This is a genomic window from Vibrio nitrifigilis (genome assembly GCF_015686695.1).
Classification (GTDB): Bacteria; Pseudomonadota; Gammaproteobacteria; order Enterobacterales; family Vibrionaceae; genus Vibrio; species Vibrio nitrifigilis.
This window is the reverse complement of record NZ_JADPMR010000001.1, coordinates 1001701-1018041: the sequence shown is the minus strand read 5'-3', so window position 1 is coordinate 1018041 and position 16341 is coordinate 1001701. Positions and strand designations below refer to the sequence as shown.

The window sequence follows — 16341 nt, the reverse complement described above, 5'->3', positions numbered from 1 at the left end:
ATGTTGTCATTAATCGAACAAATTAAATCAGGTAAAATCTGGGATTTTCCCGGAGGCATTCATCCACCTGAGAATAAAAAACAATCGACAAAAACACCGCTAACAGAAGCTAAAATTCCAGATGAGTTGATCTTGCCACTCAAGCAACATATTGGGCGAGCCGGAGATTTACTTGTCGAACCGGGCATGAAAGTATTGAAAGGTCAACCTCTGACCAGATGCAATACTGCGTTTACAGTACCGGTACACGCGCCGACTTCAGGAATCATTACTGCGATAGAACCACGCACAGTAGCTCATCCGTCAGGGTTAGCAGAGCCTTGTATTGTTATTCAACCCGATTTTGCAGAGCAGTGGACTGAATTATTTCCTCAGCCTAATTACCGCGATCAATCACCACTCGATTTAATTGAACTGGTGCGTAAAGCCGGTATTTCCGGTATGGGTGGCGCAGGATTTCCAACGGCACGAAAAATCGAATCGGGCCAATCCAAAATTGACATATTGATTGTTAATGCTGCTGAGTGCGAACCTTACATTACTGCCGACGACGCTTTAATGCGTGAATACGCAGATGAAATCATCTCTGGTATTCAGATTGTTGAGCATATTTTGGCACCTAAGTTGACCATTATTGGTATTGAGGACAACAAACCTCAAGCGGTGGCCGCATTAGAAAAAGCCGCTCAAGGTTTCGACAATATCGTAATACGTGTCGTCCCTACCAAATACCCGTCAGGCGGTGCGAAACAGCTCATTAAAATCCTAACCAACCTTGAAGTGCCAAGTGGTGGTCGTTCATCGGATATTGGCCAGATGGTCATGAACGTGGGTACGATTCAAGCGATTAAACGCGCAATCATTGATGGTGAACCGCTCATTCGCCGTGTCGTGACCCTCACCGGAAAAGCTTTTAAACGTCCGCAAAATGTTTGGGCATTATTGGGCACACCAATCCAATCTTTGTTAGATGAGTTTGGGTACAAAGAAGATAAAAAGCTACCTCGATTAATTATGGGTGGCCCTCTCATGGGCTTTACTCTGCCGCATGCTCAAGTGCCAATTACCAAAATTGCAAACTGTATTTTGGCACCGACTCGCCGAGAAATTTCTCCGGCCAAGGAAGAGCTAGCCTGTATTCGCTGTAGTGCTTGTGCCGACGCCTGCCCTGCCTCTCTACTCCCACAGCAGCTTTATTGGCATGCCAAAGCAGAAGAGTATGAGAAATGTGAATCTCTTGACTTAAAAGATTGTATTGAGTGTGGTGCTTGTGCCTATGTATGTCCAAGTGACATTCCATTAGTGCAATACTACCGACAAGCTAAAGCGGAAATTCGGACGCGTCGTATCGAAGCTGAAGCTGCAGAGCGGGCTAAACAGCGCTTTGAAGAGAAAAAAGCACGAATGGAGCGAGATAAAGCAGAAAGAGAAAATCGCTTTAAGAAAGCCGCCGAAAACCGCCGAGCAGAAATGACAAAATCTAGCGGAGGTGATGATGCGGTTGCGGCTGCGATTGCTCGTGTTAAAGCGCAGAAATCTCAAGCTGCCAATGAACCTCAGGTAAAACCAGCGGTTGCCGCTGCTATTGCAAAAGCAAAAGCTAAACAGGCTGAAGCAATGCAAAATGGTGCCGAGCAACCTGATAACAGTGAAATGACAAAATTACGTGAAGAGCGTAAACGTCAAGCCAGAGAACGTAAAGCAAAAGCAGCCCAAGAACAACCTGCACAGCAAGAAGAATCTGATTCCAATGGTAAAAAGGACGCGGTTGCCGCTGCCATTGCTCGCGCTAAAGCACGCAAAGCCGCTCAACAAGCTGAACCAACAGATGTGCAGCCAGACTCTGAATCAGTCGAGACCGACACTGCGCAAGATCCGAAAAAAGCTGCTGTGGCTGCCGCTATTGCTCGCGCTAAAGCGCGCAAAGCCGCTCAACAAACTGAAGCAACAGATGTCCAGCCAGACTCTGAATCAGTCGAGACCGACACTGCGCAAGATCCGAAAAAAGCCGCTGTGGCTGCCGCGATTGCTCGTGCTAAAGCACGCAAAGCCGCTCAACAAGCTGAAGCAACAGATGTCCAGCCAGACTCTGAATCAGTCGAACCTGACGCTGCACAAGATCCGAAAAAAGCCGCTGTAACTGCCGCGATTGCTCGTGCTAAAGCACGCAAAGCCGCTCAACAAGCTGAATCAACGGATGTCCACCCAGACTCTGAATCAGTCGAACCTGACGCTGCACAAGATCCGAAAAAAGCCGCTGTAGCTGCCGCGATTGCTCGCGCTAAAGCGCGCAAAGCCGCTCAACAAGCTGAAGCAACAGATGTGCAGCCAGACTCTGAATCAGTCGAGGCCGATACTGAGCCAGATCCGAAAAAAGCCGCTGTGGCTGCCGCTATTGCTCGTGCTAAAGCACGTAAAGCTGCCCGGGAGAATGAGATAGCAGCAGAATCTGCAGAAGACACGACTGATACCGCTGCAGAAGAAAAAACCGCTGCAGTAGCATCCGCTGTGGCTAAAGCTAAGGCACGTAAGGTGGAACAAGAACGTGCATCCATTAAGGAACATGACACGTCTGGACAAGACGATCCCAAAAAAGCCGCCGTTGCTGCTGCAATCGCCCGAGCCAAAGCGCGTAAAGTACAAAAAGAGCAAAATGACATGAATGATTCTGAGGAGAACAACTAGTGGCCTTTTTTATAGCTAGTTCACCACATACTCATGTGAAGCGTAGTACATCAGACATAATGAAATGGGTCGCACTCTGTGCGGTTCCGGGTTTGATTGCACAAACATACTTTTTTGGTTGGGGTACGCTGATTCAATTAGTGTTCGGCATTATCGTTGCGCTCTCAATCGAAGCCGGTGTAATGAAGTTACGTCACCGCCCAATTAAAAGAACGATCGGTGATTACAGCGCACTGGTTACAGCCTGGTTACTTGCCGTTGCCATTCCTCCAATGTCACCTTGGTGGATCATCGTGATCGGCTTGCTATTTGCCATTTTGATCAGTAAGCAACTCTACGGCGGCCTTGGTCAAAATCCATTTAACCCTGCCATGGTTGGCTATGTGGTCCTGCTTATCTCATTCCCAGTGCAAATGACAAGCTGGATGGCTCCATTACCGCTAGCACCAGAAGCCGTTTCTTTTCATGATTCAGCGTCGCTCATTTTCACTGGATATACCATTGATGGGCTGTCACTGCAGCAAATACGTTCAGGAATAGATGGTGCCACAATGGCAACACCATTAGATACCATTAAAACGTTCGTGAAAGCTGGCGAAACGTTGCCACAAATCATGAGTAAACCACAATTTAATGGTATTGCAGGGGTTGGTTGGGAATGGGTCAACCTCGCCTATTTGCTTGGTGGATTAATATTGCTCCGTCTTCGAGTAATCAACTGGCATATTCCAGTGGCGTATTTAGGTGGATTATTGGTAACGGCATTGGTATGCACCTTAGCGACAGGAGGAGCAACCGCTTCTCCTATCATCCATTTATTGTCTGGAGCAACCATGCTTGGCGCCTTCTTTATTGCGACTGACCCAGTGACAGCATCAACAACCAATAAAGGCCGTTTGATTTATGGCGCATTTATTGGCGCTATGGTGGTCATTATTCGTAGCTGGGGTGGATTTCCTGACGGCGTGGCTTTCGCTGTACTACTTGCTAATATGAGTGTGCCACTGATCGATTACTACACTAAACCTCGCGCCTACGGTCACTAAGGATAATTATGTTTAACGCAATACGAAAAAATGGTGCCATTCTTGCCATCTTCGCTTGTATTACGACAGGTATCGTCGCTTTAACGAATTACCTGACCACCGGACAAATTAAAGCGCAAGAAAAGGCACAATTACTTTCTATTTTGAATCAAGTGGTACCGAAACATTTGCATGATAATCCACTAGCGAACACCTGCACTTATGTCACCAATCAAGCGTTATTGGGGACGACAGATGCCATGCCCGCTTATATTGGGACTCTCGATGGAAAACCAAGCGCAGTTGCGATTGAATCTATCGCTCCCGATGGTTACAGCGGAGCTATAAAGATTATTGTCGGTATCAATTACCAAGGCGTGATAACCGGTACTCGTGTATTGTCTCAACAAGAAACCCCCGGACTCGGTGATAAAATAGATATTCGTGTCACCGATTGGATTCTCGGATTCACGGGGAAACAAGTGACAAAAGAGAATTATGACACTTGGAAAGTGCGTAAAGATGGCGGAGAATTTGATCAGTTTACTGGTGCGACTATAACCCCAAGGGCTGTCGTCAAGGCTGTACGTAACACTGTAGAATACGTCAATCAGCATCGTGACGAACTCTACAGCGCAGCGCATCATTGCGAGGTGAAATAATATGAACAGTGAAAACAAACTATTGATGAAAAATGGCATGTGGGATAACAACCCTGCCTTAGTCCAGTTGTTAGGATTGTGTCCTCTACTGGCGGTATCATCAACAATCACGAATGCGTTAGGGCTCGGCCTTGCGACTATGCTCGTTCTAGTCAGTTCGAATGTCGTGGTTTCATTAGTTCGTGACTACGTACCAAAAGATGTGCGTATTCCCGTTTTTGTCATGATCATCGCCTCCTTGGTGACATGCGTACAACTATTAATGAATGCCTATGCTTACGGACTCTACCTATCGTTAGGCATATTCATCCCCTTGATCGTCACCAACTGCATCATCATTGGTCGCGCAGAAGCATTTGCCTCTAAAAATGCTGTTCTGCCATCGGCCTTAGATGGTTTTTGGATGGGGCTAGGTATGACTACAGTGCTAATGGTTTTGGGGTCCTTACGTGAAATTATTGGCAACGGAACGTTATTCGATGGTGCCGATCTGTTATTAGGTGACTGGGCCAAAGTACTCCGTATCGAAGTTTTCCACTTTGATAGCAGTTTCTTACTGGCATTATTACCGCCTGGGGCATTTTTTGGAGTCGGTTTTCTTATTGCCGCTAAAAATGTACTAGATAAAAAAATGGCTCAACGCCACCCTCAAGAAAGTAAACCTGAAATCGAACGCGCTCGCGTTACCAATGCCTAACCAATTTTGGCTATAAAAGCGCTGGCACATGATCGTCGGCGCTTTTAAAATTATTATAAAATCAAAATAATCAAAGGAATGGGCGCTTATAGACTAGCGAACACTCAACACTGGAAGCAGCCAAATGAACAACACCAAAAGAAGAGAAATTCTTGAACGACTGCGGGAAAACAATCCCCATCCACAAACAGAGTTGCATTGGAATTCACCATTCGAACTTCTAATTGCCGTATTATTGTCCGCTCAAGCAACTGATGTGAGCGTGAATAAAGCAACAGATAAATTATATAAAATAGCCAATACTCCACAAACGATACTGGAGTTAGGCGTTGACGGTGTGAAAGAATACATCAAAACAATTGGCTTATTTAACTCAAAGGCAGAAAACGTCATCAAAACCTGCCGTATTTTGATTGATAAGCACAACGGCGAAGTTCCAGAAAACCGCGAAGCGCTTGAAGCATTGCCCGGTGTAGGGCGAAAAACTGCAAATGTCGTGCTCAACACTGCATTTGGTTGGCCGACTATCGCTGTTGACACTCACATTTACCGTGTTTCAAATCGGACTAAGTTTGCGATGGGAAAAACCGTAGATGATGTGGAAGAAAAGCTGCTGAAAGTCGTGCCTAAAGAATTCAAACTGGATGTTCACCATTGGCTAATCCTCCATGGTCGCTACACATGCGTTGCGCGCAAGCCTCGCTGTGGTAGCTGCATTATTGAGGATTTGTGTGAATTTAAAGATAAAGTCTACCCTGAAGAATAGGAGCTCCAAATGTCAAACAATCGCATCCTACATACTATGTTACGCGTTGGTAACCTCGACACCTCGATCGAATTTTATACCAACATCATGGGTATGAAGTTACTCCGCAAAAACGAAAATACCGAATATAAGTATACTCTCGCTTTTCTCGGCTATGGCGAAGAATCAGAAACTGCCGTTATCGAACTGACCTATAACTGGGGAGTTGAAAGCTATGACCTAGGTAACGCTTATGGTCATATTGCGATTGGTGTTGACGATATTTACGCAACTTGTGATGCCATTAAAGCCGCTGGCGGAAAAGTAACCCGTGAAGCAGGCCCTGTTAAAGGTGGCAGCACACACATCGCATTTGTTGAAGACCCAGACGGATACAAAATCGAATTAATTCAAAATTCCCAGGCTAATTCAGGCCTAGAAGGCTAACACGCCAGTATGGCTTAGCCTGAATAGATTCAATGCATAATCAGTAACTTATTGAAAAACCGCTTATTTTGAGCGGTTTTTTTATAACTAAAACGGCATGAAAGAAACATTTTAATCTATCAGTAATGGTTTACTTGAAAATAATTATCATTTAATCTTTGAGATATTGAGTCTAATGGAGAGTTAACTCATGACAATTAAAGAGTGGGAAAAACATACGTTACTCGCTGATAATGCGATGCAAGAAACCGATCATATCCGCAGTATTTTACATTACCAGCAAGCGTTAACTCTTAGTGAACGCCTAGCTGATGTAGAAGAAATTGAGCTCGAAGAACGCTTAATGATTTCGGTTATCTCCTGCCATAATATGGCTGATTTTTGGCGTCAGGTGGGTGATGACCAATACGAATTAAAATATCTCGAATTGGCGTCTGAACGGGTATTTACCTTAATCCCTCAATGCCAGAATCGGACCTGTGAAGCATTTATTGATTCACTCGGCTGCTGTAAAAAAGCGCTGGTAGAATTTATGAAACGCCACCCTAATCCTAAATTAGCCCAACTGGTCAAAGATGTAGATAGCGCATCGACGTGCAATTTAATAGCTAAATTCCGTTTGAACTAGCTCAGAACTTAGGATAAAAGGTGATACTCACCTTTTATCCTGCGACTAATCAGAAAAGCATCGGTTAATAGTACATATCTGTACGGCCCAACGATATCACAACCCGACGGTTTTTCGCTTTACCAATCGGCGACGCATTATCGGCAATAGGACGACGTTTACCGTAACCTTCTACACGGATACGATCTTGCGGCAATCCCAATGACTCAAAATACTTACGTAATGATTCAGCACGTTTATCAGATAAATCTTGGCTAACGTTTTTCGTTTCTGCGGAATCCGTATAAGTCGAAACCAAGACTAAATCGATATTATTGTTGTACTTAATGTAATTAGCTATTTGCGCCAAACGTCTCTGTGATGCTTTATTTAACTCAACGTTATTGCCCGGATCATAGTGCAAGATAGTGAATGAAATGTCTTCAAAACTGTAGGGTAGTAATTTTGACAGGCAATCACTAAACGCATTGTATTGCGCCTGGAACAACACCGAAGATAGCCCAACTTCAATACGTTTATCACCACTTTGCCAGTCTGAGTAGCTGAATGTAGGATAACGCCCCTGCTCTAATTCACTTAACATAGTCCAAGCGGTTTGCCCACCGACGTAGCCATCAAACTGTTTAAAGAATTTTAGGGTTGTCATGCGCTCAGCACTTTCTCCTGGGCGCCAAGCCGGAGGCATAGAGACTAAACTTACATCTCGTGTTGCCCCCATAGGACGTAACATCTTTAATTCAAAATCTAGATTAATTTTCTTACCCGCATGAGAGGAAAATTCGGCATCACCATAGTTTGGAATGGGGTGCACTAAGCGGCACTCAAGCGGAGTATTCGTTTTGAGTTCCCATTTAGACTGTTCTGGTTTTGCCACATAGTGTTTTTCGAACCCATATGCCGCTAACGACGTCATCATTCCGACGGTCATTAAACCTGACACAACCCATTTATTCATAAAGCTTTTCTCTTAATACAACGCGGTAATGATGAGACAACAGTTGCCACTGCGCTCGCTATGACAATAAGGATGCAAAAATCTCGCCAATTCATCGTATCTCACCCAACATGCGTACATTTTTAACCCACACTAGAATCTATTACCTTTGAGAAAGAATTATTAGTGTCATAACCACCAAACCCTAACATTCCAGATTTAATATCTAGTTATATAAATATTTCTAGTATGTTTAGCCAATAAAAAAGCAGAAATTACACTCAAAATAGCCATGCGGATTTTTTTTATCAGCATAATCTGCAATAATGCTGCCCCTGTCACACACACTAGGGTAAACATGAATAATACCGATGAAGCTCTAACCCTGAAAAAACGCTTTCGTGGCTATTTTCCAGTGGTTATCGATGTAGAAACTGCGGGGTTTAATGCCAAAACCGACGCCTTGTTAGAAATCTGTGCTGTTACACTTCGCATGGACGAACATGGCGATCTCCATCCAGCCTCAACCATTCACTTTCATGTTGAACCTTTCGAAGGATCTAATTTGGAGCCTGCCGCTCTTGAATTTAACGGTATCCACGATCCTTTTAGCCCACTGCGTGGGGCAGTAAGTGAAGATTACGCGCTTAAAGAAATCTACAAACAAGTGCGTAAAGAGCAAAAAGATGCCGATTGCAGCCGAGCAATCATCGTGGCACATAACGCAGCATTTGATCACGGTTTTGTTATGGCAGCCAATGAGCGTTGTAAGCTTAAACGGGTACCTTTCCATCCTTTTGCTACCTTTGATACAGCCACCTTAGCTGGCCTTGCCTATGGGCAAACTGTGTTAGCAAAAGCGTGTCGTACCGCAGGAATGGACTTCGATAATAAAGAGGCTCATTCTGCGTTGTATGATACTGAGCAAACTGCACAGCTCTTTTGCGGTATCGTTAATAAATGGAAAGCACTCGGTGGCTGGCCATTAATTAGTGATGATGAAAAAAATTAAATAATTATCTAGTTGAAATGGCTCTGAACATTTTTGTCCTCATTCAATCAGTGGGACTTTAAGTGTATTTGAGTACATTTTGCATAGTTGAAGCACAACTGTTCGAGAATAAAATGAATCCTGTCGTTATTTCTGTCTGTATCATGCTACTTCTAGCATTGATGCGCATCAATGTCGTCGTTGCACTTACTTTTAGTGCCATCGTCGGCGGTTTGGTCTCGGGTATGAGCCTTACCGATGCTGTCGCTGCCTTTGAAAGTGGCTTAGGTGGCGGTGCCACTATTGCTCTAAGTTACGCTATGTTAGGGACCTTTGCTGTCGCTATCTCGCGCTCGGGAATTACTGATTTACTTGCTCAATACGTCATTAAGAAATTACATGGCAAAGAGCACGGCGCTGCAACTATTGGCCTAAAATACTTAGTTCTTGTTGCCCTACTTTTGATGGCAATTTCGTCTCAAAATGTTATTCCTGTTCATATCGCCTTTATCCCAATTTTAATTCCACCATTACTTGGCGTTTTTGCAAAACTTAAACTCGATCGCCGTTTAATTGCTTGTGTACTCACTTTTGGCTTAATCACACCTTATATGATCCTGCCTATCGGCTTCGGTGGCATTTTCTTAAATAACATTCTGCTCAAAAACCTACACGATAACGGCCTAGCTCACGTAACGGCTGCACAAGTTCCAACAGCAATGCTGTTACCAGGTGCGGGAATGGTATTCGGTCTTTTAGTCGCCATATTCTTTAGTTACCGTAAACCTCGTGAATATAAAGAAACGCACTATACGTCTACTGAGCAAAAACATGTTACGTTAAATAAAAAACATATTGTCGTTGCTATTATCGGTATTATTGCGGCGCTTGCAGTTCAATTAGCAACAGGGTCTATGATTATTGGTGCCCTAGCCGGCTTCATGGTTTTCACCTTTGGTGGTGTTATCGCATGGAAAGAAACTCATGATGTATTCACCCAAGGTGTACATATGATGGCAATGATCGGGTTTATCATGATTGCAGCAGCGGGATTCGCAGCGGTAATGAAACAGTCTGGTGGCGTTGAATCATTAGTTCAGGCATTATCAACGAGTATTGGCGATAACCGTCCTCTAGCTGCGCTATTGATGTTGGTTGTCGGTCTACTTGTAACTATGGGTATTGGTTCATCATTTTCAACCATTCCAATCATCGCAACCATCTACGTACCTCTCGCTCTCGCTTTTGGCTTTTCACCAATGGCGACCATTGCTCTGGTAGGTACTGCAGCAGCGTTGGGGGATGCGGGTTCACCAGCTTCCGATTCTACCTTAGGCCCAACGTCGGGTTTAAATATTGATGGCCAGCATGAGCACATATGGGAAACCGTGGTTCCCACTTTTGTTCACTATAATATCCCATTGATCATCTTCGGCTGGATAGCTGCTATGGTTTTATAGTTGTTAAGCTCATCGTTTATACCCAAATGACCTCAAAAGCAGCGTTAATTAACGCTGTTTTTTTATGCTCGTACCACTGCAACCGATATAAAAAAGGCTTCCTCGTGGAAGCCCTTTCAAGAAGTTAATTCGGTTTACACCTTACGCACCTTCGTTATGCAACTCTAAGTTTGCTAAATCTTGTTGGATTTCGCGTTGTAGCTTCGCATCATCGTTGCGCATTGACTCAAGATACTCAAGATAGTTTTGATCGATATCTCCTGTGACATACTCACCATTGAAGACTGATGTTTCAAACTGAGTAATATCAGGGTTACCACAACCGACAGCGTTCACTAAATCATCTAACGTTTGGAAAATTAATGCATCTGCGCCAATTTGCTTACAAATCGCTTCGTTGTCACGACCATGCGCTATCAATTCATTAACGCTTGGCATATCGATACCATAAACGTTAGGGAAACGAATTTCTGGAGCCGCAGATACCATATACACTTTATTTGCACCTGCATCACGCGCCATTTCGATGATCTGTTCTGATGTGGTACCGCGTACAATGGAATCATCCACTAATAATACGTTTTTGCCTTTAAACTCAGAACGGATAGCGTTCAATTTACGACGTACCGATTTTTTACGTTGTTGCTGCCCTGGCATAATAAAAGTACGGCCAACATAACGGTTTTTCACAAACCCCTGACGGTATGGAATATTAATGGCTTGGGCAATGCGTAAAGCGATATCATTTGATGTTTCTGGGATAGGAATTACGACATCAATATCAAGATCAGAGTATTCATTTTTAATCCGTTCACCCAATTTATTACCCATTTCAACACGAGCACTGTACACAGAGATCTTGTCGATAAATGAATCAGGACGAGCAAAATAAACGAATTCAAAAATACATGGGTTTAGCGTCGGATTATCAGCACATTGTTTCGTGTATAGCTTACCATCAAATGTTGCGTATACCGCTTCGCCTGGAGCAACATCACGAACAAAATCAAAACCGACCGCATCTAATGCTACTGATTCAGAGGCAACCATGTACTCTGTACGACCAGCGACTTCACGTTTACCTAAGCAAAGTGGGCGAATACCATGTGGGTCACGGAAAGCAATCAAACCATGACCGATGATCATTGCAACAACAGCGTAAGCACCTTTAATAGTACGGTGAACATTAGCAACAGCACGGAACACGTCATCTTCATTTACGGTGCCACGAACTGTATCAATTTCATGAGCTAATACATTCAATAACACTTCAGAATCTGAAGTCGTATTAACGTGACGACGGTCTTTATCATAAACTCGCTGGCGAACTTCACTTGCGTTAGTCAAGTTACCATTGTGAGCCAGAGTAATACCGAAAGGAGAGTTAACATAGAAAGGCTGAGCTTCTGAAGCGCTTGAGCTACCTGCAGTTGGGTAACGAACATGGCCGATACCGACAGTGCCTTGGAGACGTTGCATATGTCTTGCTTCAAAGACATCTTTCACTAACCCATTCGCCTTACGCAGACGAAAACGATTGCTTTCTATGGTACAAATACCCGCGGCATCTTGGCCACGATGCTGTAATACCGTTAGCGCGTCATAAATAGACTGGTTTACAGGCGTTGTGCCCACGATTCCTACAATACCACACATGTGCTAATCCTCGATTTGCGACGATAACTGGCGCTAATGTGCGCCAGAAAGAAAACTTGATGTTGCTTGCAAGTGTTCGAAAAACGGCGAAATGATTCGACTAAATTCAGGAACCAATTGCGAGTTTTTCCACCACTCTGAGTCCGGAAACGCGGTGAACGCATCTAAAAAAAACAAGGCTGCAGCGACAATAAGTACGCCTCTTAAGGCGCCAAATACAACGCCAAGGATCCGATCCGTACCGGACAAACCTGTTTTTTGCACCAACTGCGATATTACGTAGTTGACGATGGCTCCGACGATAAGTGTAGCGACAAACAATGCAGCTATCGCTGCGCCGTTGCGGAATACCTCATCTTTGATATTGGTAAAGTATACTGCCAATTTTGCGTAATACTGAGAAGCGATATAAAACGCTCCAAACCAAATCACTAACGACAATGCTTCCCTAGCAAAGCCACGTACCAAACTGATCAGCGCAGACAAGCCGATCACACTTAAAATGACAATATCTAACCAATTCATGAATTCTACATCTTAAGTTTGGGCGCATTTTAACAGAAAAATGCGCGACGCAAACGTTTTCTTATGGGTTTAGCGGCTTAAATTTGAGCAATTGACCTTTTGCACCGGTAATTTTCTCTAATTCATCAAGCTGCTGCTCTAACTTACTCTTTGAAACATCAGGCCCAATGATTACCCGAGTAAATCCGTTTTCCTTTTTCGTGTGTGCTTGATAACCACGTTTTTGTAGGTCAGCAACCACCTTCTGAGCGTTATCAGCATTTTTCAACGCCATTAACTGGATGAGCCAGGCATTATCTTTAAACTGAGCATCGTCTGGGTTATTCGCAGATTGAGTAACAACGGTTTTCACCTGATCACTCTTCTTCGGCTGAGATGCATTCACCGATTTGCCTTTATCTACGTTACTCTGTTCGGTGACAGTAACAGGAGATTTAGGAAGTTCGGCTTTATCTTCAACAGGGTCCAATACCTCGAACTGCTCAGAATTACTATCCAGCTCTGGTTTAATAGGGATACTCGCTACATCTTCTTTATAGTGTGTCTTTTGCCCATCAAGGACGTCAGGTAAGACAATAACGCCAACTGCGACTAAAACAATAGTACCTACCAAACGGCTTTGAAACTTGCTCGCCATTTATACTCCTTTAGTTTGCCAATGCTCCAACACTTCACCAACTGTGTGGAATGAACCGGCGACGACTATGACATCCTCGTCCGAAACTTGTGTCAACGCTGCTTCAAAAGCCTGCACTGGTGTTGGATATTCAACTAATGTTTGACTGGTAAATGGCTGTATGTAACTGCAAAGCTCATCTGCAGTCGCGGCACGAGGTCCATGCAAAGAAGCCGGATACCAAGAGTCCACTACAGGAGCCAAAATTCCCATCGTTGATTTGATATCTTTATCATGCAGCATACCGACAACTAAATGAACTTTTTGCCCTTTTAAACGTGACTCAAGTTGACTGACAAGGTATCCAGCGGAGTGTGGGTTATGAGCCACATCCAGCAAAATCACGGGTGAACTGTGGATTTGTTGCATTCGACCAGCCAGTTGGGCGTTTTTTAATCCATTCGTGATATTGATATCGGTAATCTCTAGCCCAGATTTACCTAATGCCATCAACGATGTGGCAGCGTTCGGCAATGGTAACGAAGGTAACGGTAAATCATCGAGATCAAAACTGCCACTATGCCAACGCCAACTTGTATCCGACGTTTTTTCATAATCAAACTGGATGCCAACTTGGTAGAAATCTGCTTTGATATCATCAGCATGAGCCGCTACAGTGGCAGGAGGAGTGGGCTGGCCGCAAATCGCAGGCTTGCCACCGCGGAAAATCCCGGCCTTTTCATAGCCAATGACATTGATGTCATCCCCTAGCCAATCAACATGATCGATAGCCAGGCTAGTGATCACAGAAACATCGTGATCAACGACATTTGTCGCATCTAAGCGCCCACCGAGTCCCACTTCAAGTAATACAACATCCACTTTTTCGGTCTGAAATATTCTTAAGGCAGCCAATGTGCCGTATTCAAAGAAACTGAGCGAAACATCTCCGCGTTGTTCTTCGATATATGCAAAAGCCGCAGTATGTTTTTCATCTGCAAGCTCTTGACCGTTTACACGCACACGTTCGTTGTAGCGAATAAGATGAGGGGAATTGTAAACACCTACTTTATAGCCAGCATCAAGTAAAATAGCTTCCATTAAAGCACAGGTGGAGCCTTTGCCATTAGTACCAGCAACGGTGATAACTGTAGGAGCAGGTTTGGTCAATCTGGCTTTTTCAGCCACTGCAGAGACGCGTTCAAGACCAAGCTCGATAGCAGAAGTGTGAATATGAGTTAAATAATCAAGCCACACCGTAAGAGGAGATGTGGCTTGTGGAATTAGGTTTTGTTTCATCTAACGTATAACCATGTTTGCGTTGGTTTAGTTAGTGACTACTTTACCCTTTTTTATCTGCTTCTGGTACAGAATATGATTCATCATTTTGCTCTTCTTCTACTTGATGAGCAAAAGGTGATTCTTGACCAGTCATTTTTGCGAGTAAACCAGACACTCGATCACGCATATCACGACGATCAACGATCATATCGATAGCACCATGCTCAAGCAGGAATTCACTACGTTGGAAACCTTCTGGTAGATCTTCACGTACTGTTTGTTCAATAACTCGACGACCTGCAAATCCAATAAGAGCTTTCGGTTCACCAATATTGATGTCCCCTAGCATCGCTAGACTTGCAGATACACCACCCATGGTTGGGTCAGTCAAAACAGAAATAAATGGCAAACCTTTTTGCGATAGACGTTCTAAAGCCGCACTGGTTTTCGCCATCTGCATCAGTGACATTAGCGCTTCCTGCATACGAGCACCGCCGCTTGCAGAGAAACAAACTAAACCACAGTTATGCTCAATAGCTTCATTAACTGCCTGAACAAAACGCGCACCTACTACCGAGCCCATCGAGCCGCCCATGAAAGAGAATTCAAAAGCACATGCCACAACTGGCACCGTCATCACTTCACCTTTCATCGCGATTAAAGCGTCTTTCTCACCACTTTTCTTCTGTGCTGCTGCGATACGTTCTTTATAACGTTTCTGATCTTTAAATTTCAGTTTGTCTTGTGGTTCAAGTTCTGCAGCAATTTCGTAACGATTATCTTCATCCAAGAAGGTTTCTAAGCGACGACGAGCGGTCATACGCATATGGTGATTACACTTAGGACAAACTTCTAGATTTCGTTCTAATTCCGCGTAATACAATACCTGCTCACATGAGGTACATTTCGTCCATACCCCTTCTGGGATATTTGCTTTGCGAGAACTTACGATATGGGTTTTGTCTAAAATCTTTTCGAGCCAACTCATGGAAGACCTTTTTCTTTCTACTCTCCCGCGCCATCGCGAAAGATACAAATCGAATATTAATGCGTGAGGATTAAACCACATAACCGCCTAACTGTGCACAAAAAACTGGTTGTACCTATTTTTCACACAGGGCACACGCATGACTTTGGGGAGTTTATTGCCTAAAACTTAACCGAGTAACTCATCAGGTAAAAATAAAGGTCCAACAGGAACTTTAGGCAAATTAAACTCTTGTGGATAATCCACTTCAACTAAGTAGAGACCTTCAGCTTTTGCTGTTGCACCAGCCAAGTTACGGTCTTTAGCTTGAAGTAACCACTGAATCCATTCGGGTGGTTGCTCACCTCGTCCGACAGCAATTAAGCTGCCAACGATATTACGAACCATGTGGTGTACAAAAGCATTCGCTTTAATATCCACAACAACAAAATGTCCTTTCCTAGTCACATTTAAATGCATCACATTACGCCATGGGCTACGTGACTGACAGTGTGCGGCTCGAAACGATGTGAAATCATTTTCACCTAACAGATATTGTCCTGCTATCTGCATTTTTTCTTCATCTAAATCACCGTGATAATGACTCACGCCCTGATTTAAAATCGCTGGACGATACGCATGATTATAGATGATATAACGATACCTGCGCGCCGTAGCACTGAAACGAGCATGAAACTCTTCAGGCACAGCTTTAGCCCAACGTACCGCAATATTCTTTGGCATATTAGCATTGGCCCCCATCGTCCAAGCTACCATTTTGCGCTCTGCTGAGGTATCAAAGTGGACAACTTGCCCTGTTCCGTGAACACCGGCATCTGTGCGTCCCGCACATTGCACCTCAACAGGGTGATTAGCAATAACGCTTAGCGCTTTTTCCAAATGCTCTTGGACGCTGGGTACTTCTCGTTGTCGTTGCCAACCATAGTACTGAGCACCATCATACTCAATACCTAAAGCAATTCTCATGATGTTCTTCTCATTAAAAATGGGGGCGAGAAGTA

Annotated in this window: 14 protein-coding genes and 3 pseudogenes; 9 read left to right on the top strand and 8 right to left on the bottom strand. The window is 44.0% G+C overall.

From position 1 onward, the window contains the following. The 7 genes from rsxC (at window position 1) to I1A42_RS04570 (ending at window position 6889) form a co-directional block, all read left to right on the top strand. Window positions 1–2685: an electron transport complex subunit RsxC gene (gene rsxC / locus I1A42_RS04600; protein WP_196122779.1), complete on the top strand. Its 2685-nt coding sequence runs from the start codon at window positions 1–3 to the stop codon at window positions 2683–2685. Further along, on the top strand, window positions 2685–3731 hold the full coding sequence (gene rsxD / locus I1A42_RS04595) for an electron transport complex subunit RsxD (protein WP_161154823.1): 1047 nt from the start codon (window positions 2685–2687) through the stop codon (window positions 3729–3731). Before rsxC ends, rsxD begins: the two co-directional genes overlap by 1 nt. Window positions 3732–3739: 8 nt before the next feature. Continuing rightward, on the top strand, window positions 3740–4372 hold the full coding sequence (rsxG, locus tag I1A42_RS04590) for an electron transport complex subunit RsxG (RefSeq protein ID WP_161154821.1): 633 nt from the start codon (window positions 3740–3742) through the stop codon (window positions 4370–4372). Between the two features lies 1 nt (window position 4373). Continuing rightward, window positions 4374–5069: an electron transport complex subunit E gene (locus I1A42_RS04585; protein WP_196122778.1), complete on the top strand. Its 696-nt coding sequence runs from the start codon at window positions 4374–4376 to the stop codon at window positions 5067–5069. A 124-nt stretch (window positions 5070–5193) separates the two neighbouring features. After that, window positions 5194–5835 carry an endonuclease III gene (nth, locus tag I1A42_RS04580; protein WP_161154817.1) on the top strand — a complete coding sequence of 214 codons (642 nt, stop codon included), beginning with the start codon at window positions 5194–5196 and terminating at the stop codon, window positions 5833–5835. A gap of 9 nt (window positions 5836–5844) precedes the next feature. Continuing rightward, window positions 5845–6261, top strand: coding sequence for a lactoylglutathione lyase (gene gloA, locus I1A42_RS04575; RefSeq protein ID WP_161154815.1), 417 nt, complete (start codon window positions 5845–5847; stop codon window positions 6259–6261). Window positions 6262–6451: 190 nt separating this feature from the next. Continuing rightward, a complete protein-coding gene (locus I1A42_RS04570) occupies window positions 6452–6889 on the top strand; it encodes a DUF2753 family protein (RefSeq protein WP_161154813.1) in 438 nt (145 codons plus the stop codon). Window positions 6890–6953: 64 nt separating this feature from the next. On the opposite strand, the pseudogene motY reads toward I1A42_RS04570, so the two are convergent. Next, window positions 6954–7775 (bottom strand): annotated as a pseudogene (gene motY, locus I1A42_RS04565) (flagellar protein MotY); the annotation flags it as partial. Window positions 7776–8181: 406 nt separating this feature from the next. On the opposite strand from motY, the gene rnt reads away from it, so the two are divergent. Together rnt and I1A42_RS04555 are read left to right on the top strand one after the other, a co-directional pair. Further along, entirely contained in the window at window positions 8182–8835 is a 654-nt protein-coding gene (rnt, locus tag I1A42_RS04560) for a ribonuclease T (RefSeq protein WP_161154809.1), read from the top strand. Window positions 8836–8948: 113 nt separating this feature from the next. Beyond that, complete coding sequence (locus tag I1A42_RS04555) at window positions 8949–10274, top strand: Na+/H+ antiporter family protein (RefSeq protein WP_196122777.1); 1326 nt, start codon at window positions 8949–8951, stop codon at window positions 10272–10274. Window positions 10275–10415: 141 nt separating this feature from the next. Here I1A42_RS04555 and purF read toward each other — a convergent pair whose 3' ends face one another. The 7 genes and pseudogenes from purF to truA all read right to left on the bottom strand — a co-directional run bounded on the left by purF (window position 10416) and on the right by truA (window position 16306). Next, the gene (gene purF / locus I1A42_RS04550; RefSeq protein WP_196122776.1) at window positions 10416–11930 is read right to left on the bottom strand and encodes an amidophosphoribosyltransferase; all 1515 of its coding nucleotides are present in this window, start codon (window positions 11928–11930) and stop codon (window positions 10416–10418) included. A gap of 33 nt (window positions 11931–11963) precedes the next feature. Continuing rightward, complete coding sequence (locus I1A42_RS04545) at window positions 11964–12455, bottom strand: CvpA family protein (protein WP_161154803.1); 492 nt, start codon at window positions 12453–12455, stop codon at window positions 11964–11966. Between the two features lie 61 nt (window positions 12456–12516). Then, window positions 12517–12753: pseudogene (locus tag I1A42_RS25300) on the bottom strand (SPOR domain-containing protein); the annotation flags it as partial. 119 nt (window positions 12754–12872) lie between these two features. Then, window positions 12873–13092, bottom strand: a pseudogene (locus tag I1A42_RS25295) (cell division protein DedD); the annotation flags it as partial. Continuing rightward, window positions 13093–14370: a bifunctional tetrahydrofolate synthase/dihydrofolate synthase gene (folC, locus tag I1A42_RS04535; RefSeq protein WP_196122774.1), complete on the bottom strand. Its 1278-nt coding sequence runs from the start codon at window positions 14368–14370 to the stop codon at window positions 13093–13095. A 43-nt stretch (window positions 14371–14413) separates the two neighbouring features. After that, complete coding sequence (gene accD, locus I1A42_RS04530) at window positions 14414–15340, bottom strand: acetyl-CoA carboxylase, carboxyltransferase subunit beta (RefSeq protein ID WP_161154797.1); 927 nt, start codon at window positions 15338–15340, stop codon at window positions 14414–14416. Between the two features lie 168 nt (window positions 15341–15508). Further along, window positions 15509–16306, bottom strand: a complete 798-nt coding sequence (gene truA / locus I1A42_RS04525; protein ID WP_161154795.1) for a tRNA pseudouridine(38-40) synthase TruA — start codon at window positions 16304–16306, stop codon at window positions 15509–15511. Window positions 16307–16341 lie beyond the last annotated feature (35 nt).

Bases quoted from the DNA above. Each gene is read 5' to 3' on its own strand.
- purF (WP_196122776.1), bottom strand. From the start codon at position 11,930: ATGTGTGGTATTGTAGGAATCGTGGGCACAACGCCTGTAAACCAGTCT.
- gloA (WP_161154815.1), top strand. From the start codon at position 5,845: ATGTCAAACAATCGCATCCTACATACTATGTTACGCGTTGGTAACCTC.
- I1A42_RS04555 (WP_196122777.1), top strand. From the start codon at position 8,949: ATGAATCCTGTCGTTATTTCTGTCTGTATCATGCTACTTCTAGCATTG.
- I1A42_RS04585 (WP_196122778.1), top strand. From the start codon at position 4,374: ATGAACAGTGAAAACAAACTATTGATGAAAAATGGCATGTGGGATAAC.
- rsxC (WP_196122779.1), top strand. From the start codon at position 1: ATGTTGTCATTAATCGAACAAATTAAATCAGGTAAAATCTGGGATTTT.
- accD (WP_161154797.1), bottom strand. From the start codon at position 15,340: ATGAGTTGGCTCGAAAAGATTTTAGACAAAACCCATATCGTAAGTTCT.
- truA (WP_161154795.1), bottom strand. From the start codon at position 16,306: ATGAGAATTGCTTTAGGTATTGAGTATGATGGTGCTCAGTACTATGGT.
- I1A42_RS04570 (WP_161154813.1), top strand. From the start codon at position 6,452: ATGACAATTAAAGAGTGGGAAAAACATACGTTACTCGCTGATAATGCG.
- nth (WP_161154817.1), top strand. From the start codon at position 5,194: ATGAACAACACCAAAAGAAGAGAAATTCTTGAACGACTGCGGGAAAAC.
- rsxG (WP_161154821.1), top strand. From the start codon at position 3,740: ATGTTTAACGCAATACGAAAAAATGGTGCCATTCTTGCCATCTTCGCT.
- I1A42_RS04545 (WP_161154803.1), bottom strand. From the start codon at position 12,455: ATGAATTGGTTAGATATTGTCATTTTAAGTGTGATCGGCTTGTCTGCG.
- rnt (WP_161154809.1), top strand. From the start codon at position 8,182: ATGAATAATACCGATGAAGCTCTAACCCTGAAAAAACGCTTTCGTGGC.
- folC (WP_196122774.1), bottom strand. From the start codon at position 14,370: ATGAAACAAAACCTAATTCCACAAGCCACATCTCCTCTTACGGTGTGG.